Source organism: Thiomonas arsenitoxydans, assembly GCF_000253115.1.
Lineage (GTDB): Bacteria > Pseudomonadota > Gammaproteobacteria > Burkholderiales > Burkholderiaceae_C > Thiomonas > Thiomonas arsenitoxydans.
Genome location: NC_014145.1, coordinates 3197091 through 3217013 on the forward strand (window position 1 = coordinate 3197091; position 19923 = coordinate 3217013).

General features: G+C 64.9%; 21 protein-coding genes. 5 read left to right on the forward strand and 16 right to left on the reverse strand.

Annotation, left to right across the window (positions count from 1 at the left end; all coding sequences use genetic code 11):
* Positions 1 to 68 precede the first annotated feature (68 nt).
* The 3 genes from THI_RS15120 to THI_RS15130 form a co-directional block, all read right to left on the reverse strand.
* Positions 69 to 1247, reverse strand: a complete 1179-nt coding sequence (locus THI_RS15120) for an isovaleryl-CoA dehydrogenase (RefSeq protein WP_013107130.1) — start codon at positions 1245 to 1247, stop codon at positions 69 to 71.
* A 46-nt stretch (positions 1248 to 1293) separates the two neighbouring features.
* Positions 1294 to 1743 (reverse strand): PaaI family thioesterase, encoded by a 450-nt coding sequence (locus tag THI_RS15125; protein WP_013107131.1) that lies wholly within the window; start codon positions 1741 to 1743, stop codon positions 1294 to 1296.
* A gap of 114 nt (positions 1744 to 1857) precedes the next feature.
* On the reverse strand, positions 1858 to 2262 hold the full coding sequence (locus tag THI_RS15130; protein ID WP_013107132.1) for a MerR family transcriptional regulator: 405 nt from the start codon (positions 2260 to 2262) through the stop codon (positions 1858 to 1860).
* Positions 2263 to 2346: 84 nt separating this feature from the next.
* On the opposite strand from THI_RS15130, the gene THI_RS15135 reads away from it, so the two are divergent.
* The 3 genes from THI_RS15135 to corA are packed head-to-tail and all read left to right on the forward strand — an operon-like array spanning position 2347 to position 5634.
* Positions 2347 to 3402, forward strand: a complete 1056-nt coding sequence (locus tag THI_RS15135) for an MBL fold metallo-hydrolase (protein WP_013107133.1) — start codon at positions 2347 to 2349, stop codon at positions 3400 to 3402.
* 45 nt (positions 3403 to 3447) lie between these two features.
* Entirely contained in the window at positions 3448 to 4659 is a 1212-nt protein-coding gene (locus THI_RS15140) for a patatin-like phospholipase family protein (protein WP_013107134.1), read from the forward strand.
* Positions 4660 to 4668: 9 nt separating this feature from the next.
* The gene (gene corA / locus THI_RS15145; protein WP_013107135.1) at positions 4669 to 5634 is read left to right on the forward strand and encodes a magnesium/cobalt transporter CorA; all 966 of its coding nucleotides are present in this window, start codon (positions 4669 to 4671) and stop codon (positions 5632 to 5634) included.
* Between the two features lie 7 nt (positions 5635 to 5641).
* Here the strand turns inward: corA and THI_RS15150 are convergent, their stop codons facing one another.
* The 4 genes from THI_RS15150 to THI_RS15165 all read right to left on the reverse strand — a co-directional run bounded on the left by THI_RS15150 (position 5642) and on the right by THI_RS15165 (position 8617).
* Positions 5642 to 6079, reverse strand: coding sequence for a nuclear transport factor 2 family protein (locus THI_RS15150; protein WP_231836229.1), 438 nt, complete (start codon positions 6077 to 6079; stop codon positions 5642 to 5644).
* Positions 6080 to 6118: 39 nt separating this feature from the next.
* Positions 6119 to 6538 carry a diacylglycerol kinase gene (locus THI_RS15155; RefSeq protein ID WP_013107137.1) on the reverse strand — a complete coding sequence of 140 codons (420 nt, stop codon included), beginning with the start codon at positions 6536 to 6538 and terminating at the stop codon, positions 6119 to 6121.
* Between the two features lie 4 nt (positions 6539 to 6542).
* A complete protein-coding gene (locus tag THI_RS15160; protein WP_191088471.1) occupies positions 6543 to 7583 on the reverse strand; it encodes a glycosyltransferase family 4 protein in 1041 nt (346 codons plus the stop codon).
* 74 nt (positions 7584 to 7657) lie between these two features.
* Positions 7658 to 8617, reverse strand: coding sequence for a UDP-2,3-diacylglucosamine diphosphatase (locus tag THI_RS15165; protein ID WP_013107139.1), 960 nt, complete (start codon positions 8615 to 8617; stop codon positions 7658 to 7660).
* 129 nt (positions 8618 to 8746) lie between these two features.
* Between THI_RS15165 and THI_RS15170 the strand changes: the two genes are divergently transcribed.
* Positions 8747 to 10303: a CYTH and CHAD domain-containing protein gene (locus THI_RS15170; protein WP_013107140.1), complete on the forward strand. Its 1557-nt coding sequence runs from the start codon at positions 8747 to 8749 to the stop codon at positions 10301 to 10303.
* On the opposite strand, the gene THI_RS15175 is transcribed toward THI_RS15170, so the two are convergent.
* The 7 genes from THI_RS15175 to argS form a co-directional block, all read right to left on the reverse strand.
* A complete protein-coding gene (locus THI_RS15175) occupies positions 10289 to 11110 on the reverse strand; it encodes a COG4705 family protein (RefSeq protein WP_013107141.1) in 822 nt (273 codons plus the stop codon). The two genes, THI_RS15170 and THI_RS15175, sit on opposite strands and share 15 nt — an antisense overlap.
* Positions 11111 to 11230: 120 nt before the next feature.
* A complete protein-coding gene (locus THI_RS15180) occupies positions 11231 to 12751 on the reverse strand; it encodes an RNA polymerase factor sigma-54 (protein WP_013107142.1) in 1521 nt (506 codons plus the stop codon).
* A gap of 6 nt (positions 12752 to 12757) precedes the next feature.
* A complete protein-coding gene (lptB, locus tag THI_RS15185; protein WP_013107143.1) occupies positions 12758 to 13531 on the reverse strand; it encodes an LPS export ABC transporter ATP-binding protein in 774 nt (257 codons plus the stop codon).
* Positions 13532 to 13608: 77 nt separating this feature from the next.
* Positions 13609 to 14244 (reverse strand): lipopolysaccharide transport periplasmic protein LptA, encoded by a 636-nt coding sequence (gene lptA, locus THI_RS15190; RefSeq protein ID WP_013107144.1) that lies wholly within the window; start codon positions 14242 to 14244, stop codon positions 13609 to 13611.
* 122 nt (positions 14245 to 14366) lie between these two features.
* A complete protein-coding gene (locus tag THI_RS15195) occupies positions 14367 to 15032 on the reverse strand; it encodes a thiol:disulfide interchange protein DsbA/DsbL (protein WP_013107145.1) in 666 nt (221 codons plus the stop codon).
* A 35-nt stretch (positions 15033 to 15067) separates the two neighbouring features.
* Complete coding sequence (locus THI_RS15200) at positions 15068 to 15694, reverse strand: peptidoglycan-binding protein (protein WP_013107146.1); 627 nt, start codon at positions 15692 to 15694, stop codon at positions 15068 to 15070.
* 52 nt (positions 15695 to 15746) lie between these two features.
* Positions 15747 to 17501, reverse strand: a complete 1755-nt coding sequence (gene argS, locus THI_RS15205; RefSeq protein ID WP_013107147.1) for an arginine--tRNA ligase — start codon at positions 17499 to 17501, stop codon at positions 15747 to 15749.
* Positions 17502 to 17712: 211 nt separating this feature from the next.
* Here argS and THI_RS15210 point away from each other — a divergent pair, with 211 nt between their 5' ends.
* The gene (locus THI_RS15210) at positions 17713 to 18051 is read left to right on the forward strand and encodes a PsiF family protein (protein ID WP_407830062.1); all 339 of its coding nucleotides are present in this window, start codon (positions 17713 to 17715) and stop codon (positions 18049 to 18051) included.
* A gap of 78 nt (positions 18052 to 18129) precedes the next feature.
* Here THI_RS15210 and THI_RS15215 read toward each other — a convergent pair whose 3' ends face one another.
* On the reverse strand, positions 18130 to 19287 hold the full coding sequence (locus THI_RS15215) for a septal ring lytic transglycosylase RlpA family protein (protein WP_013107149.1): 1158 nt from the start codon (positions 19285 to 19287) through the stop codon (positions 18130 to 18132).
* A 188-nt stretch (positions 19288 to 19475) separates the two neighbouring features.
* The gene (locus THI_RS15220) at positions 19476 to 19910 is read right to left on the reverse strand and encodes a F0F1 ATP synthase subunit epsilon (protein ID WP_013107150.1); all 435 of its coding nucleotides are present in this window, start codon (positions 19908 to 19910) and stop codon (positions 19476 to 19478) included.
* Positions 19911 to 19923 lie beyond the last annotated feature (13 nt).

Below are 19923 nucleotides of genomic sequence, written 5' to 3' on the forward strand. Positions count from 1 at the left end.
GCGCCTCGGTAACTGAATCACCCGCCGCATCAGTCGCTCAGCCCTGTTCGCTACCCAGCTTCACGGCTTCACGCCGTTTGCGCGAACAGTTCCCGCCCGATCAGCATGCGGCGGATTTCGGATGTGCCCGCGCCAATCTCGTACAGCTTGGCGTCGCGCCACAGTCGGCCCAGCGGATAGTCGTTGATATAGCCGTTGCCGCCAAAAATCTGGATGCCCTCGCCCGCCATCCAGGTGGCCTTTTCGGCGCACCACAGAATCACGGCCGCGCAGTCTTTTCGCACCGAGCGGGCATGGCCGTCGCCCAGTGCGTCGAGGTTTTTGCCCACGGTGTAGAGCAGGCTGCGCGCGGCCTGCAGCACGGTGTACATATCGGCCAGCTTGCCCTGGATGAGCTGGAACTCGCCGATGCTCTGGCCGAACTGCTTGCGTTCGTGCACATAAGGCACCACGCTGTCCATCACCGCCTGCATGATGCCCACCGGCCCGGCGGCCAGCACCGCGCGCTCGTAATCCAGGCCGCTCATCAGCACCTTGACGCCGCCGTTCAATTCGCCCAGCACGTTATCTGCGGGCACCTCGCAATCCTGGAACACCAGCTCGCCGGTATGGCTGCCGCGCATGCCCAGCTTGTCGAGCTTCTGCGCCACCGAAAAACCCTTGAAATCCTTCTCCACCAGGAAGGCGGTGATGCCCTTGGAACTTGCGGCCGGATCGGTCTTGGCGTAGACCACCAGCACGTCGGCGTCCGGCCCGTTGGTAATCCACATCTTGCTGCCGTTGAGCACGAACCCATCACCTCGCCGGTCAGCACGCAGCTTCATGCTCACCACATCGCTGCCCGCGCCCGGCTCGCTCATCGCCAGCGCGCCCACATGCTCGCCGCTGATCAGTTTGGGCAGGTACTTCGCCTTCTGCGCGGCGCTGCCGTTGCGGCGGATCTGGTTGACGCAGAGGTTGGAATGCGCGCCGTAGCTCAAGCCCACCGAGGCGCTGGCGCGGGAGATTTCTTCCAACGCCACCATATGCGCCAGGTAGCCCATGCCCGTGCCGCCATCGGCCTCGGGCACGGTGACGCCCAGCAGGCCCAGGTCGCCGAACTTGCGCCACAGATCCATCGGAAACTGATCGGTGCGGTCGATTTCGGCGGCGCGCGGGGCAATTTCTTGCTCGGCAAAGTCGCGCACGGCCTCGCGCAGAGCGGCGATGTCTTCGCCGAGTTGGAAGTCCAGTCCGGGTAGTTGCATGAGGTCTCCTCGCTTGTTTGTTTCGATGCGTTGTTTCGACGTAATTTCAATACCGCTTTGGCACTGGCGCGATGGTCTGCTGCATCACCGCGCAAACTGTCTCAGCGCCGTCCTCATCGCGGTGCATCACTTCGGCGGTGGTGATGATCAGCCGCTTGCCAGCCCGGATTACCCGCCCGTAGGCGCGCAGCTCACCGCCCGCAAAGGCCGCGAGAAAGTTGATTTTGTACTCCACCGTGGTGACTTCGTCGCCTTCGGGCGCCAGAGTCATCGCCGCATAGCCACCGGCCACGTCGGCCAGCGCGCCAATGGCCCCACCGTGGAAGCCGCCCTGCTGCTGGCTGATCCGTTCTGAATGCGGCAGCCGTAGTTCCGCCCGCCCCGGCTCCAACCGCACCATCTCCACGCCCAACGCGGCCATCAAGCCTTGGCGGGCAAAACTCTGGCGAATAGCCGCCTCCTGCGCAGGCGATAGAACGGCGGGGGCGGTGGTCATGGTGGCAAGTCTCCGTGGGGCTGCTCTGCTGGCAGATTTCCGGTGATCTTACCTTCCGTTTACGTCAACGTGAATAGCCACTCCTCCAGCACCCATCCAGAACCAGCGCTCCCCTCACCCGCCCTGCTTCTTCAGCAGCCCCCGCGCCTCGGTCTCGTAGGCGCGAATCTCCTCCAACGTCGCCTTGAGATCGGCCATGCGGCCTTCGATGTCGGCGCGGTGCTCGGCCAGCACTTCCAGGTAGCGGCGCAGTTGCGGTGCGGTGTCGCGCGGCGACTCGTACATCATCACCAGTTCCTTGATCTCGGCCAGGCTGAGGCCCAGCCGTTTGCCCCGCTGAGTGAGTTTGAGCCGCGTGCGGTCGCCTTGGGTATAGACGCGCAGCCGACCCTGGCGCTGCGGGCAGAGCAAGCCGGCTTCTTCGTAAAAGCGGATGGCGCGGGTGGTGAGGTCGAACTCGCGGGCGAGCTCGCCAATGGTGAAAGTGGGGGCGGCAGGTGCAGCAGCGGCTTTTTTCATGCGTGCCTATACTCGGCTCCAGTTGACGTTAACGTCAAGTGTAGTTTGCGCCATCACGCTCCCAACCTTTTGAATCCGCCCGCCATGTCCGCCCAGCCCGCCTTTGATGCCATCCGCTACCCCTTTGGAGAAACGACGCCCGCACTGGGAGAAAGCATCGAGCTGGCGCCGGGGCTGCGCTGGCTGCGCATGGGGCTGCCTTTCGCGCTGAACCACATCAACCTCTGGCTGCTGGAAGACACCCTCGACGGCGTGCGCGGCTGGACGATTGTGGATTGCGGCATCGACTCCCCGCCCACCCGCGCGGCATGGGAGCAGGTGTTCGCCACGCAACTGGGCGGCCTGCCGGTGCTGCGCGTGGTGGTCACGCACATGCACCCAGACCACGTCGGGCTGGCGCACTGGCTCACCGCGCGCTGGAATTGCCTGCTGTGGATGAGCGCCACCGACTATGCCGTCTCGTGCATGGCCGCGCGCGGCTGCATGACCATTGGCGGCGAGCCGATGGCGGCGCACTACGCCGCGCATGGCCTCGCCGACCCGCAGACTCTGGCCGCCATCCGCAAGCGCACCGATTACTACACCGGGCTGGTGCCCGCCATGCCCACGCGCTTCGTGCGCCTGCAGGACGGCGACGTACTGCGCATCGGAGAGCGCGACTGGCGCTGCGTTGCGGGCTACGGCCATGCGCCGGAACACATCAGCCTATACAGCGAGGCCGACGCGCTGTTCATCGCGGGTGACATGCTGCTGCCTCGCATCTCCACCAACATCAGCGTGAACGACAACGAACCGCTGTCCAACCCTCTGCAACAGTTTCTCGACAGTCTGGCGCGCTTTAGCACCTTGCTGTCGGACGACACGCTGATCTTCCCCTCGCACGGCCTACCCTTCCGCGGCGCCCTGGCCCGCATCGGGCAGTTGCAGCAGCATCACCACGAGCGTCTGGCCGAGGTGATACAGGCCTGCGCCACGCCGCAAACCGCGGCCGACCTGCTGCCCGTGCTGTTCAAACGCCCGCTGGACGTGCACCAGATCACCTTCGCCATGGGCGAGTCCATCGCCCATCTGCACAAGCTGTGGTTCGATGGGCAGTTGCGCCGCCTGGAAGACGGCGGGGTCTATCGTTTCGTGCGCTAACCCGCATTTCTACTGCCGCGGCGCAGTGATATTTTCAACGCCGCCATGCCCGACAACACGACTGCCGCCGACAACCCACCGCCGCAAAACGCGGCGCTGGTGCTGCTGGGCGGCGGGGCGCGCACGGCCTATCAGGCCGGAGTGCTCGGCGGTGTGGGCGAGATTCTGCAGGCGCAGGGCTGGCCCACGCAGCGCAACCCGTTTCCCGTGGTTTGCGGCACCTCGGCGGGGGCGATCAATGCGGCGTATTTCGCCAGCCGCTGCGCCGAATGGCCAGCCGCCCTGCATGAACTGCAAACGCTTTGGAGCACCCTGCAGGCGCACGAGGTCTTCGAGGTCGGCACAGGGCAACTGCTGCGCGGCGGCGCGCGATGGCTCGGACTGATGGCATTCGGCTGGCTGTGGAAGCAGAACCCGCGCGCCCTGCTCGACAACACCCCGCTGGCCGACACCCTGGGTCGGCGGGTGCACTTCGATGCGGTGGACGCCGCGATTCAGAGCGGCGCCTTGCGCGCGCTATCTGTGGCCACCTCCAGCTATACCAGCGGGCGGCACATCACCTTCTTTCAGGCCCACCCCGAAGTGCAGCCCTGGCGGCGGCCTGGGCTGTGGGGCATTGCGCAGCCCATCGGCGTGGAGCACTTGCTGGCGTCGAGCGCCCTGCCCTTCGTGTTTCCGGCCATGCCGCTGTATGGCGAAGTCGGGCCGGAATACTTTGGCGACGGCGCCATGCGCCAGCTCGCCCCGCTGGCGCCCGCCATTCATCTGGGTGCAGAACGCGCACTGGCCATCGGCGTGGCCGAGCCGCATCCCGAGGCGGGGCAAATGCGCCGGCATCTGCCGCCCTACCCCAGCGTGGCGGAGATTGCGGCGCACGCCATGTCCAGCGTGTTTCTCGACACCCTGCGCGCCGATGCGCAGCAGGCCGGGCGCATCAACCGCATGTTGGCGGATCTGCCGCCCGAGGTGCGCGCCGATCTGCCCTACCGCCCCCTGCCCACGCTGACCCTGCTGCCCTCCACCTCGATCGACGCCATTGCCGCGCGGCACTGGCACAGCATGCCCCGTGGCGCGCGGCTGCTGCTGCAATCGGTGGGCATGGGTACCGGCCGAGGATCGGCGCTGGCCAGTTATCTGCTGTTCACGCCGGACTACCTCTCCGCCTTGGTCGAACTCGGTCGGGCCGATGCGCTGGCGCAGCGCGATGCGATTACGGCGTTTTTCAACCTCACCGCGCCCGACCCGCATTGCGCATAATGCAGCCCTATGCTCAATGTGTTCACCCTCAAGAATGGTCGCCTGGTGCAGCAGGAGGTCGGCGACCCGCAAACCCTCGCGGGGCTGCAGCCCGTCTGGGTCGATCTCGAATCGGCCGATCCACGCGAGCTCGGCTGGGTCGAGGCCCGCTTCGGCCTGACCATCCCCGCCGACGTCCTCGATCAGGATCTGGAGGAATCCGCGCGGTTTTACGAGGAGGAAGAAGACGGGCAGTTGCATCTGCGCACCGACTTTCTCATCAGTGACGAAGAGCGTCCGCGCAACGAGCGCGTGGCCTTCATCGTTCACGGCAACGTGCTGTTCTCCATCCACACGCACGACCTCATCGTCTTTCGCCTGCTGCGGCTGCGAGCGCGTCGCATGCCCGGGTTGATTGAAAACGCTACCGACGTACTGCTCGCGCTCTACCTCACCGACGCCGAGTATTCGGCCGATACCCTCGAAGGCATTTACGACGATCTGGAGGCCATCGGCGCGCACATCCTCAAGCCGCGCCCCAGCGATCAGGACGCCTCGGAGGCACTCACCGGCATTGCGCAGCAGGAAGACCTGAACGGACGCATCCGCCGCAATGTGATGGACACCCGCCGCGCGCTGAGCTTTCTGTTGCGCAGCCGCCATCTCAGCGCCGATCAGTCGCAAGAGGCGCGGCAGATCCTGCGCGACCTCGACTCGCTCGACGGCCACACCGCTTTTCTGTTCGACAAGATCAACTTCCTGATGGACGTCACCGTCGGCTTCATCAACATCAACCAGAACAAGGTCATCAAGATTTTTTCCGTCGCTGCCGTCGCCATGCTGCCGCCCACGCTGATCGCCAGCATTTACGGCATGAACTTCAAACACATGCCCGAGCTCGACTGGCCCCTCGGCTACCCCTTCGCCCTGGGGCTGATGGTGCTCACCGTCATCGCGCCGTTCTGGTTTTTCCGCAAAAAGGGCTGGCTCGATTAGAGCCTGTTCAGCCGGCCGCGGCAGCGCGTTTCAGTCGCCGTACCACGGCGCCGAGCACCGGCACCGTGGCGTAGAAATCGCAGGCGTCCCAATAGTCGCGGTGATCCATCACCAGCCCCTGCGCATCGAGCACGAAGCGCGTCGCGCCGGCCACGACTTGCGCAGACGCGCCCTTGCGCAGAGCAAAGTGGAAATCCCAGGTCATCCACCCCACATTGCCCTGCCCGGTGACCTCGGTCACCACAAAACGCGGCGCATGCAGTTTGGCGTACATATGCGCAAACTGCGCCGTGATGGCGGGCAAGCCCTGCACGCGGTTGAACGGGTCTTGAAACGTGGCCTGCGGGGCGTAAACCTGCGTCAGCACGTCGAGCTGGTCGGCGCGCAGTTGTTCAAACACGCGGGCGATGCGGTGCAAAGCAGAGGAGGCAGCGTCGATTTCCATGATGCGCATCTTATGCAGCAGCGCGACGCCGCGCTGGACTCAGATGCGCGGCAGCAGCACAGCCGCCCAGATCAGCACGCACAGCAGCAGGGTGAGCAGCACGGCGGCACTGCCCAGGTCTTTGGCGGTCTTGCTCAGGTCGTGCCGCTCCAGCGAAACGCGATCGACGGTGTACTCGATGGCGGTGTTGAGCAGCTCGACAATGAGCACCAGCAGCACACTGCCTGCGAGTACAGCCCGCTCGGTCCAGGTGCGACCGAGCCACAGCGCCAGCGGCAGCAGGATGAGGGCCAGCGTGAGCTCCTGGCGGAACGCCGACTCGGTCTGCCACGCAGCGCGCAAACCGCTCATGGAGTTGATGCCCGCGTGATACACGCGCGATAGCCCGGTGCGGGTTTTGTAGGGATTGGGCGCCGCGTCCGGCTTGGGCAGGGGCGCGCGTTCGCGCTGCTGGGCCATAAGTTCAGTGCGTCGTTTGCGTCGCACTATTTGCCGCACTACTTTCGCGCACGGCCTTGCGCAAATGATCGAGAAACTGCCGCGAGGCCGCTTCCCAGGTGAATTTGCGGGCATGCGCCAGCGCCACGCTGCGCGGAATCTGCAGGGCGCGCAGGCAGGCGGCCTTGAGGTCGTTGTCGAGCGCGCCGGCCGGGCTTTCGCCGATCACATCGAGTGGGCCGGTCACGGGATAAGCCGCCACCGGGCAGCCGCAGGCCATCGCCTCGATCAGCACCAGCCCGAAGGTGTCGGTCTTGCTCGGAAACACGAACACATCGGCGCCGGAATAAACCTTGGCGAGCTCGTCCTGCGTGAGCACGCCGAGAAAGCGCACGCCGGGATACTGCTTGCGGATGCGCTCCAGCTCCGGCCCTTCGCCCACCACCCACTTGGTGCCCGGCAGGTCGAGCTGCAGGAAGGCGTCGATGTTCTTTTCCACCGCCACCCGGCCGACGTACAGAAAGATGGGCGGCTTGCCGTCGAGCCGTTCACCTTCGCGCGGGTAGAACATGCGATGATCCACCCCGCGCGACCACAGCCGCACATTGCGAAAACCATGCTCCTGCAAATCGCGCTGCACCACTTGCGTGGGCACCAGCACCGCGCGGCCGGCGTTGTGAAAGCGCCGCAGATAGGCATAAGTCCACCCCAGCGGCACACGAAAGCGCGCCTGGACGTATTCGGGAAAGCGGGTGTGATACGCCGTGGTCAGCGGAATGTCCAGACGCTGCGCGATGCGCCGCGCCGCCTGGCCCAGCGGCCCTTCGGTGGCCACATGCACCACGTCGGGCATGAACTCGGTCACCCGCTGCATGATGCGCGAACGCGGCCGCAGGCTGAGGCGGATTTCGGGATAGGTCGGGCAGGGAATGGTGCGAAAACTGCCCGGCTCCACCACCTCGACCACTTGCCCCATGTCGCGCAGCTGCCCGATGGTGGTCTTGAGGGTACGCACCACGCCGTTGACCTGCGGCTCCCAGGCGTCGGTGACGATGAGAATGCGCAGCGGCGGCGTGCCGGCGGCGGGGGGCCAGGGCTTTTCGGCCGCGGCGGCCACTTGGGGAGCGACTGCGGAGGCGATCATGCGTGGACGGGTTGTGTGGGTGCGGGATGTAAAGGGGCGGGATGCGTTGCAGTCTGCGGCGCCAGCTCCGCCAGCACCTGCAGCCCGGCGTTCCAGTGCAGCAGCTTGAGGCGGCCGTCGAAGTCTTCAGCCAGCGCGGTCAGGCTCTCCACCCAGTCGCCGCAGTTGGCGTAGATCTGCCGGTCTTCGCTGCGCAGCTCGGCGCGGTGAATATGACCGCAGACCACGCCGTCGCACTGCTGGCGTCGCGCTTCATCGCTGAGCAGCGTTTCGAAACTGGAGATGGTGTTCACCGCCGCCTTGACCTTGTGTTTGAGGTATTGCGACAGCGACCAGTACGGCAGACCGAGCTTGAGCCGCGCATGGTTGAGCAAGCGATTGAGCTTGAGGGTGAACATGTAGGCGGCGTCGCCCAGATGCGCCAGCCACTTGGCATAGAGCACCACGCTGTCGAACAGATCGCCGTGCACGATAAGCAGGGTGCGGCCATCGGCGGTGACATGCCGCACCTGATTGATGACCTCGATGCCGCCGAAATGCAGCCCGTCGTAGGGCCGCGCGAACTCGTCATGGTTGCCCGGCACGAACACCACCCGCGTGCCCTTGCGCGCCTTGCGCAATAGCTTTTGCACCACGTCGTTGTGCGACTGCGGCCAGTAGATGCCCTTTTTCTTGAGCTGCCAGCCGTCGATGATGTCGCCCACCAGATAAATGGTGTCGGCGCTGCAATGCCGCAGAAATTCGAGCAGCTGCGGCGCCTTGCAGTCGCGCGTGCCGAGATGAATGTCGGACAGCCACAGGGTGCGCCATTTCAACTCCGGCTCGCCTTCACCGCCGGCTTGCGGGGCGTCGATGTGAGCTGCCGCGCGCAGGGTTTCCGCCGTGGCGCCGTCTTGCGGAATCACGGCACTGCTGCGCATCATTCGGGACAGGGTTTGGATCACCATGTCGCGCATTGCATAGCTTCAATGTGTCAATCTGGTGAACGTCACGGAAAAATATCGCTACCCAATTGACGCTGCGACTTGTTTCACATCTAGCGAGCGGGTCAAATGACAGCTTCATTCCCTCGAACCCCCCTCGCCATGAGCCAGGAACGCGAACTCAAATTCCGACTCGATCCCGCCCTGCATGACGCCGTGCGCCGCCATCCGGTCTTGCAATCGATGGCGCAGCCGCCCCGGGTTCAGGCGCTGCAAACCTGGTACTTCGATACCCCAGCGCATGCCCTGCGCGAGGCGGGCCTGGCCTTGCGGGTACGGCACCCGGGGGACGGACGGCGCATTCTCACCCTCAAGAGCAGCCCGGCGCAGGGCCTGCAACTCGCGCGCGGCGAATGGGAGTTCGACATCGACGCCGACACGCCCGACGCCGCCTCGCTGCAACGCCTGAGCGAGACGCCGCTGGCCCGCCTGGGCGACCTTGATGCGCTCGCCAGCCAGTTGCAGGCGGTGCTCGGCACCCGGGTGCAGCGCACCCTATGGTTGGTCGATTGGGAAGGCTCGCAACTCGAGGTCTGCCTCGATCACGGCCAGGCGCTGGGCGGCGTCACCCCACTCGCGCCCAGCCTCTTGATCAGCGAACTGGAGATCGAGTTCATCAGCGGCCATTGGCTCCACGCTTTCGACCTTGCGTGGACGCTGGCGCAAGACCTGCCGCTGCTGATCTCGCCCATCAGCAAGGTTCAGCTCGCAGCGATTGCCGCAGGCGCCGCCACGCTGCAACTGCCCGCGCTCGCTCGCGAACTGCCTCCGCATGAACAGGGCGGGCAGGCCGTGGCCGACGTGCTGCAGCAGGCAACGGCCGTCATTGCCGTCGGCGCCGATCTGTTGCACGACAAAGCCCTGCCCGAAACCGTGCACCAGATGCGGCTGCAGTTGCGCCGACTGCGGGTGCTGCTGCGGCTGCTTCAGACCACGGGACCGAAGTCGCAACGCGCGGCCTGCCGCTGGCTGCGCGACGAATGGCGCTGGGCCGGACAACTGCTAGGCGCGGTGCGCGATGTCGACGTCTGCCTTGAACAGGCCAGCGCGCCCGGCAGCACACACGCCACCCTACGCGACGGTCTCGCCCAACGCCGCGAGGCGCGTCTTCAAGCCCTGCTGACCTATCTGCGCAGCGCCCGCTTCGGCCGCGTGCTGCTGGCGCAGACGCGCTGGGCCGAGTGCTGGAGCGGCAGCCAGATCATTGCCGCCGAGATGTCCACCGAACAACTGGCCCGCAGGCTGCTGCGCTTGCACCGCGACGACCTGCATTTGCACCCGCAGCGCTGGGCCGAACTGCTGGCGATCTGGGACGGCCTCGCCGCGACACCGATCGACGCCCCCTGGAGCGCGCTGCACGCCCTGCGCCTGCGCGCCAAGCAGTTGCGTTATGCGCTGGAATGGCTGGCCCCTTGGATCGGCCAGTCGCTGGGCGACGAAGGCAAGGCCTGGCTCAAACTCACCAGCGCCCTGCAAACCGACCTGGGCAAAGCGCTCGACACCCACCGGCTGGCGCGTTGGATGAGCAGCGACCCAAGCACTCCGCCGTCACAGCCCAACGCGTTCAGCGAACAGGCCATGCGCGATGCCTTCAAGCAGGCCCGCACCGGCTTGCAGCGCGCGCTCCAAGCCGCCCGCGGCAAGTCAGGAGAGCGTTGAACTTGCGGTTGAACCTAGGCTTGAACTTATCTGCAACTGGTCCCGCCGTGTCGCAGTGAGGTAAATCACCAGGGCCAGAATCGTGACCAGGAACAGGGCACTGGTGCCCATGGTTCCCAGACCGAGCCCTCCTTCGGCACCGGGTTTGGACAACCAGTCACCCAAGGTCGCGCCCAGCGGGCGGGTGAGGATGTAAGCGACCCAGAACGTGGTCACGGCACTGGCCCTGAAGAGGTAGTAGGCCGCTGCCGTCAGCGCAATGGCGCCGCCAAACAGCAAGGCCGACAAGGCATAGCCGAGTTGCAGCCGCTCGGCGGCCAGATCGCCTCCGGCAGTACCCAGCGCAAAGGTGAACAGAATCGTCGCCCAGTAAAACCCTTCTCGCTTTGGCGTGGCAATGCTGTGGATGGACAGGTCACGCTCGCTGCCCCACCAGATCGCAAACGTCGCCAGCAAGGCCACCGCAAACAGGGCGGTGCTCACCGGCAGCGGCACGCCCAACTGATCGGTCAGATTGTCGGTCAGCAAGGTGCCCACGACGCTGATGAGAGTCACCGTCAACCAATAAAGCCAGGGAACGTAACGGCTGGCGCGCATCTGCGCCGTCAGCACACCGATGAACAAAAGGGTCATCACCGCGCTGGTGGCGACCAGGCCCAGATGCAGATCCACCGCCAGATAGTCTGCGGCGGTTTCGCCCACCGTGGTGGCCATGATTTTGATCAGCCAGAAGTAAAGCGTGATGACGACCGGAACCTTGACCGCCAGCGCCCAACTGGGCTGCGCGGCTTTTACTGCGTTTTGCATGATGAACTCCCTGAATACCGTTTGCGTTGTTGTGGCGTCGCGTGCGGCGCGACCCCGGCATTCTGGAGAGGACGACTTAGCGCAAGGTGAGCGACTGGCTCCGCTTGCGGCTGCGGGCCCTCAACTGCTCTTGCGCAGATTCGCCGGGGCGATGCGCAGCGCTTCGCGGTATTTGGCCACGGTGCGCCGCGCCACCTGCACGCCTTGCTGCGTGAGGCGTTCGGCGAGTTCGCTGTCCGACAGGGGTTTGGCGCTGTCTTCTTCAGCCACCAGGCGGCGGATGAGTTCGCGTACCGCGGTGGATGAGGTGTTGCCCCCGGCCTCGGTGCTCAGGCCAGAGCCGAAAAAATACTTCAGCTCGACAGTGCCGAAGGGCGTGAGCATGAACTTCTGCGTGGTCACTCGCGAGATGGTCGATTCGTGCAGCCCGAGCTCGTCGGCAATTTCGCGCAGCACCATGGGCCGCATGGCCACGGGGCCGAAGTCGAAAAACCGTTGCTGGCGCTCGACGATGGTCTGCGACACGCGCTGAATGGTCTCGAAACGCTGCTGCACGTTTTTCACGAACCAGCGCGCCTCCTGAAGCTGTCCCTGCATGGCGCCGCCGCTGTCGCGGGCGCGGCGCATGGCGTCGGCATAGATCTGGTTCACGCGCAGCCGGGGCATGACCTCGGGGTTGAGCTGCGCCACCCAGCCTTGCGGGGTCTTGCGGGCGATGACATCGGGGGTCACGGCCTGCGCGGCATCGCGGCGGAAGGCGCTGCCCGGATGGGGGTCGAGTTGGGCGATGCGTTGCTGCGCCAGGCGCAGCGCGGCTTCATCGGCTTCGAGCTGGCGTTCGAGCTTGCGCCAGTCGCGCTTGGCCAGCAGATCGAGATGACCGCCGCGGCAAATCTGCAGGGCAAGTTCGCGCACGGGACAAGACGCTTGGCGCTGAAGCTGCAGGCAGAGACAGTCGGGCAAATCGTGGGCGGCGACACCGGCCGGGTCGAAGCTCTGAATCAGGCGCATGGCCGTGGTCAGCGCATCGGCCAGGTCTTCGAGCTGCTCGGCGTCTGCCGCGGGGGCGAGGGCCTGCGCCAGTTCCAGCGGGGTGTCGGGCAGGTAGCCGTCGTCGTCGAGCGAGTCGATGATGGCCTCGGCGGCCGCGCGGTCGGTGGCGCTCAGCGCAAGCCCGGCCAACTGACCGCGCAGGTGGTCGCGCAGATCGAGGTGTTCGGAGGCAATGTCGAGCGCGCTGAATTCGTCGTCGTCACCCCCGCCCCCGCTGACGGACTGGCCTGAGCTGACCCAGGAGTCGGCGTCGGCATCGGTATCCGCACCGTGATCGGTTTCGCCGCTGCTGGCCGTCCAGTCCTGCGTGTCGAGTTGCAACTCAGCGGCGGGCTCGGCGGCTGCGTCATGCCCTTCGACCGATGCCTGAGACGGGTCGGGCGCCAAAGGCGGTGGCGACTCGGATGTCGGCGCGGCAGCGGGCGCCTCTTGCTCTTCTTCAGGTTCGAGGAAGGGATTGGATTCGAGCAGGCCTTCGATTTCCTGCGTGAGTTCGAGGGTGGAGAGTTGCAGCAGCCGGATGGACTGCTGCAACTGCGGCGTGAGTGCGAGATGCTGGGACAGGCGCAGGTTCAGCGACGGCTTCATCGCGGCTTACATGCGGAAGTTTTCGCCGAGGTACACCTTGCGTACCGCGGGGTTGTCGATGATGGATTGCGGATCGCCCTGCGCCAGCACCTGCCCTTCGCTGATGATGCAGGCCCGGTCGCAGATGCCTAGCGTTTCACGCACATTGTGGTCGGTGATCAGCACGCCGATGCCCTGCTCTTTCAGGAACTGCACGATGCGCTGAATCTCGATGACCGCAATCGGATCGATGCCGGCAAACGGCTCGTCGAGCAGGATGAATCGCGGTTGCGTGGCCAGCGCGCGGGCGATTTCCACCCGCCGCCGCTCGCCGCCTGATAGCGCGGGGGCGGGGCTGTCGCGCAGATGTTCGACGTGCAGTTCGCGCAGCAGATGATCTTCGCGTTCGCGGATTTCGGCCCTGCCCAGGCGGCGCCCTTGCGCGTCGCGCTGCAACTCCAGCACCGCCCTCACGTTCTCGGCCACCGTCATGCGGCGGAAGATCGACGCCTCCTGCGGCAGATACGACAGCCCCATGCGCGCACGGCGATGCATCGGAGAATCGCTCACGTCCTGGCCGTCGATGTGGATGCGCCCCGCGTCGGGCCGCACCAGGCCGACGATCATGTAGAACGACGTGGTCTTGCCCGCGCCGTTCGGCCCCAGCAGGCCGACCACCTCGCCGCAGCGCACGCTAAAGCTGACGTCGCGCACCACCTGCCGACCGGCATAGCGTTTCTGCAAATGTTGAACGTCGAGCTCCGGGCCGGTGGCCGCGCGGGACGACGGAGTGGAAGGCACGCGCGCGGCTTCCGCCGGGGCGACGGGCTCCAGGCCGCCCCGCACCACGGTCTGTCCAGCGGAATGCGGCTGGACGCTCAAGGCTGTGTCCCCAGCTTCGGGGCGACTTTGAGCGCGGGAGGCGATTTGGGCGCCGTCGGCGCGGACGGGGCGGCGGGCTGCGGCGTCAACATCACCCGCACCCGCCCTCCAGGGTTGGTGGCCGTGGCGCCCTGCGCACCGCCTTCGACGGTGAACACATCGGTGATCTGGTTGTAGGCAATCACATTGCCCTGGCTGCGGTCGGCCAGCTTGCCGTCGATCAGTCGGCTGAGCATGGCCTGGCCACGCAGCGTCACTACATCGGTCTTGCCGTCGTATTCGATGCGCTGCGCGGCGCCGTCCATGGTTTGCGTGGGCTGGCCGGGCGCGGTATCGAGTTGTTGCTGGAAGGTAGCCAACTGGCCCGGCGCGGCGATCGCCGTCGCGTACTGATAGCCGTCCGGCGCCTGGCGCACATCGACCGTGGCGGCGCGCAGCACCAGAGAACCCTTGGTGACAACCACGTTGCCGGTGAACACACTGGTCTGGTGCACGTCGTCGTAGCGCATGGCGTCGGCCTCGATGTGAATCGGCTGGTTCCGGTCGGTCTGCGCCGCAAGCACGGGCAGCGCCAGGCTCGGCGCACACAGCAGGGTCAACAACAGGATTCGGGCCACTCGTTTCATCGGCATGGGTTTTGCTTTAGTCGGGCCATTCTAGGGCCAGTTCAGGCGATTTCGCAGCAATTTTGCGGGGCTCAAAAAACACTGCCCGCTGTATGCGGGCAGTGTTGAGATGTGGCAGGGCGACGCGCTTACTTCTTCTCCGCCTGCACCTTCTTGATCAGGTAGTCCACGACCTCGAGCACCTTCTTGTTGTTATTGGCTTCAGGCAGCGCCGCAGAAGTGGTGTAGGTGCCCTGAACCGCCATGGTCGGCACCCCGCTGATCTGATAGTCCGTCACCATTTGCGTGGCCTGCCGGACTTGCGCATTCACGCCGAACGAGTTGTAGGCATCCAGGAACGCTTTTTTGGAAATGCCCTGCTGTGCCAGCCAGTTGGCCATCTGATCGGCCGTGCCCAGAGGAATGTGCTGTTTGTGGATGGCATTGAAAATCTTGGCCTGCATCGCATCGTCGAGCTTGCCCAGCGCCTTCAGTGCGTAGTAGAGGTGCTGTTGCGGCACGAACTGGGGAGAAAAAGCGACGGGCACGCGCTCGAGCACCACTCCGGCGGGCAGTTTTTTCTGCCAGGCTTCGAGCAGGGGATCGAAGTCGGCGCAGTGCGGGCAGTCGTACCAGAAAAACTCGTACACCACGATTTTGTCCGACGGGCTCACCGGCTGCGGCACAGCCAGACGGTTGTAGGCAAAACCCTCGTTGAAGGGGCTGCTCTTGGCGGGCGTCTGCGCCTGCGCGCCCGCAGCAAGAAAGCCCATTGAAAACACCATGAACACCACGGTAAGCCAGCGTTGAAACATGAGTCGTCCTTTGGTTTGAAGATCTGAATAGGGTTTTATGAACCGGTGCGCATCAGGGCGGTTTGAACCCCGTTATCGCCCAGAAGTTTCTGCGTCTGCTCGGCCTGCTGCGCCGAGGTGAATGGCCCCACTCGAACGCGATAGAGGGTGCGCCCGTTGACAACGCGCTCGTCCACATGCGCCTCCTGACCGATCAGAGCCACCTTGGCGCGCTGACGCTCGGCGTCTTCGCGCGTGCTGTACGCCCCGACCTGCAGCACATACTGCACGGGGCTTTGGGCGGCCGGTTTGGTTGGGGCGGCCGGGGTTGTCGCGCCTTCCGTCGTCGGCGCGAGTGCCGCCTGTGAGGCCCCCGCAGCGGGCTGCCCCAGTTTGGCCAGCGCCTGAGGAGACAGCGGCTTGCTCGCCACCGTCACGGGCATGGAACCGCTGCCCGCAGGCGGCGCTGCGGTTGCGCCACTCAAGCCCTGATTGGGATTCCAGTTGCTGGCCCCGGAAGCCGCACTGGCGGGGCGCTCCTGGAATCGATTCATGAAGGGCAGCGGCGCCTTGGTGATGTAGAGGGCAACGCCGAGTGCGATACCCAGGCCGATGACCAGGCCGGCGATCAGGCCGATCACGGTGCCGCCGAACTGGCCGCGAAGTGTGGTGCGTTTAGACATGGAAGACAGGAGTGTGCGTTGTCGATGGAGCCCTGCGGACGCGCCGTGACGCTTACATGCGCTGCGGCGCGCTCACGCCGAGCACGGCCAGTGCATTGTGCATCACCTGACGTACGGCGCGCAGCAGCCGCAGGCGCGCATGCCGCAGGGGAAGTTCGTCGACCAGCACGCGTTCGGCGTTGTAGAAAGCGTGGAAATCGGCAGCCAGATCGCGCAGATAGAAGGCCACCTGATGCGGCGCCAGTTCCTGTGCCGCTGCGGCCAGGACTTGCGGATAGCGCGCAAGCGTGAGTTGCAGCGCTCGTTCGCGCGGGGCGATCAGCAGCGACAAGTCGGCTTGCTCGATGAGCGCGGGCTGCGCGGCCTCTTGCGGGGCTCGGGCGGCCCATTGCTCGAACACCGAGTTCACCCGGGCGTGGGCATATTGCACGTAGTAAACCGGGTTTTCGTCGCTTTGCGCCAGGGCCAGATCGACGTCGAACACGAATTCGGTATCGGCTTTGCGCGAGACCAGAAAAAAGCGCACGGCGTCTCGCCCTCGCTGCAAAGCCGCCTGACGCTGCTCGTCGCTCATGTCGTCGCGCACGCCGCCCGACCATTCAATCAGGTCGCGCACGGTCACATAGCTGCCCGCGCGCTTGGAGATTTTCACCTCCTGCCCGCCCCGCATCACCGTGACCATTTTGTGCAGCACATAGTCGGGATAGCCGGTGGGTATGCCGAGGTCGAGCGCCTGCAGCCCGGCGCGCACCCGCGCGATGGTGCCGTGATGATCCGAGCCCTGAATGTTCACCGCGCGATGAAACCCGCGCTGCCATTTGGCCAGGTGGTAGGCCACATCGGGAACGAAATAGGTGTAGGTGCCGTCGGACTTGCGCATCACGCGGTCCTTGTCGTCACCGTATTGCGTCGTGCGCAACCACAGCGCGCCGTCCTGCTCGTAGGTGTGGCCCGAGGCCTGCAAGCGCTGCACCGCGTCTTCCACCCGGCCATCGGTGTAGAGGCTGGATTCGAGGTAATAGTTGTCGAACCGAATGCCGAAAGTCTTGAGATCGAGATCCTGCTCGCGGCGCAGGTAGGCCACGGCAAAACGGCGGATATTGTCCAGATCGTCGGCTTGACCATTGGCCACGATGGGCTGACCCTGGTCGTCTGGTACCGATTCACACGCCAGAAAGTCCCGCGCAATGTCGGCGATGTAGTCGCCGTTGTAGGCCGACTCGGGCCATTGCGCATCACCTGGCTTGTACCCACGCGCCCTGGCCTGAACCGACAGCGCAAGCGTCTGGATCTGCACCCCGGCGTCGTTGTAATAAAACTCGCGCTGCACCGCCCACCCTTGAGTGGTCAAGACAGCGGCAATGGCATCGCCCAACGCCCCCTGGCGACCATGTCCCACATGCAACGGCCCGGTCGGATTGGCCGAAACAAACTCCACCAGCATGGGCTGCTCGCGCCCCGCACGGGAATGCCCGAACTTCGCCGCACCCTGCTCGACTTCCACAATCACCTGCTGCAGCACCGCAGGATGGAGGTGAAAGTTGATGAATCCGGGTCCGGCGATTTCAGTGCGGGCGATGCCCTCGGCCAAGTCAGCATTTGTGCGCAACGCATCGATGATTTGCTGAGCGACATCGCGCGGGTTGCGTTTGAGCGGTTTGGCCAGTTGCATCGCCAGATTGCTGGCCAATTCGCCATGATCGTCGCTGCGCGGACGGCTGAGTTCGATAGAGTCTGAAAACTCGGGCTGCAAGGCCGTTGCCGCTTGTTGCAGCGCCGTGGTCAACCGCGCGGTGAATTCGATCATTATGGGAATGTTGTGAAGACGCAAAGTCGGCATTTTATGGGTCTGTTGCCGTTCTTCGCGCCCGCCCAACCGTATGGTGTAATGAATTGCCGGTTTGCAACCTTTCGTTGCACGGCTTGATCGCACAACCGCCTACTGCGGTCCGGTCACAACACAACTTGGAGGAATGATGAAAAAACTGATCGCCACCCTCGGTCTCGCCCTGGGCCTGATGGCCCTGCCCGCGCTCTCTCAAGCGCAAGGCACACCGCAGCAAAGCCGCATGGCCCAATGCAACAAGGAAGCCACCGGCAAGACCGGCGAGGCCCGCAAGACCTTCATGAAAGAGTGCCTGGCCAGCAAGCCCGCCGCAGCTACCGAAACTGCCAAGCCTGCCAGCAAAGAAGCCGCCAAGCCCGAACGCAAGACAGAACAAAAAGCCGCTGCCGGCGAAAAGAAGCTGACCCCGCAGCAAGAGAAGATGTCGTTCTGCAGCAAAGATGCCAAGGCCAAAGGCATGAAAGGCGAAGAGCGTAAAAAATTCATGAGCGAATGCCTGCGCAAGAAGTAATTCAAACGCTTGCACGCGGTTTGCACGCACCTTCGGGTGCGTTTTTCATTTGTGGTCTTGGAGGCAGGAAGTGTGTCGCTACTGCTGCACCACGGAGTAGCCGCTCAATCCCAGTCCCTGTAATTTCTGCACTAGCGTGGCATCCGGTGTGGCGCCTGTGATCGGTCCGATCTGCACACGGTAGAACGTCTGACCCCGGATATAGCCGGGCACCACCAATACGTCGTCGATGCCTGCGGCCTGCAGACGCGCTTTTTCCGCCTCGGCATTGGCTTGCAGCGTGAATGCGCCAGTCTGCACATAGTTTTGCGGTGAAGCGGAGTTTGCGGGCAGGTTCAACGCAGGCTGCGGCATTGGCGGCTGAGCGCTGGCGGCAGCGGCAGGCAACGCAGCCTGTGGGTCAGAGACGGCCGGCACAGAGGTTGACAATGAGGCGGGCGTAAGCGGCGGCAGCGTCTGCACTTCGATGGGCGCAGGCTCTGGCGCCTGCTGGGGCAAGCTCGCCCCGGGCGTTGGCATCGACGGCGCCTGCGTGGCGGGCGCCGCAGCGAACTGCTGCGGCGCAAACGCGGGCTGATCCGACAAGGAAGTAGATGGCTGGCTCACGACAGGCGCCGACCCAGTTTGCGACGACGGCTGCGGCGTGGCCGCCTGCGCGATTTGCAAGGGGGCGTTGGCCCCCTCGGGCAGGGCCACGATGCGCACCCGCGCCGTGCCCGTTCGGGTCACGCCCAGAGCCTGCGCTGCGCCCATCGACAAATCGAGCAAACGTCCGCTGACAAACGGACCCCGATCATTGACCAGCACCAGGGCGCTCAGACCGTTGTCGAGATTGGTTACCTGAACGCAGGTTGGCAGCGGCAAGACGCGGCTGGCGGCCGAAAAGTCTCGCGGGTTGAAACGCGTGCCCATCGACGTGGTGGTGCCCGACTCCCAGCCGTACCAGGAGGCGATGCCTACTTCGTCGTAACCGTCAGCGTTGCGCAAGGGGCTGTAGCTGCGGCCCCGCACGGTATAAGTGCGGTTGTAGGCCGCCCGCAGATTGGGCGGTGGAGCGTGGCACCCCTCCTGCGCATTGATTGGCGCCCCGCTCGAGGCGCTGCGCTGCGGCGCACTGGCGCAGCCCGCTAAGGCCAATCCCAGCAGCAGTGCAACGGCGAGCGCAGAGCCAGGCAGGCGCTGCCTGCTGTCCCGACCTCCTTGGGCTGTCGTCCATACGCCCCCACCTGCGCTCATTCACCGACTCCACATTGCTCGCATCCAGTTCATCGTAACGGCGGCGAAGCGCAAAACAAAACAGCCCGCATGAGCGGGCTGTTCTTTTGCAACGGTTGACACAATCAAACTCAAGGAAACGTAGGGCCGTCCCAAGTTTGCTTGCCCCCCACGGTGGCGGGCTGGGCGCAGCCCGGCCCTGGGGGCTCTCAGTGCGCTCGGCCGCGAAGCCTGCGGATCGCCGCGAGCTGGGCGGCCAGCATGGCGAGTTCGCCTTCCACCACAGCGACGTCTTGCACTTCTTTGGCATGCGCGCGCGCGTCTTGCGCGGCCTTGAGCGCCTCGTTGGCCTTGGCCTCGTCGAGATCTTTTCCCCGAATGGCGGTGTCCGCGAGCACGGTCACCCTCTTGGGCTGCACTTCAAGAATGCCGCCTGCGACAAAGATGAACTCTTCCTTGCCGCCTGTGGCGTTGGCTTCGGCCAACTCGATTCGCACCGAGCCCGGCTTGATACGGGTGATCAACGGGGTGTGGCCGGGCAGAATGCCCAGTTCACCTGACTCGCCCGGAAGGGCGACGAAACGGGCTTCGCCGGAGAAGATGGATTCTTCGGCGCTGACGACGTCGACATGGATGGTGTTCATGGCTTCAATCCGG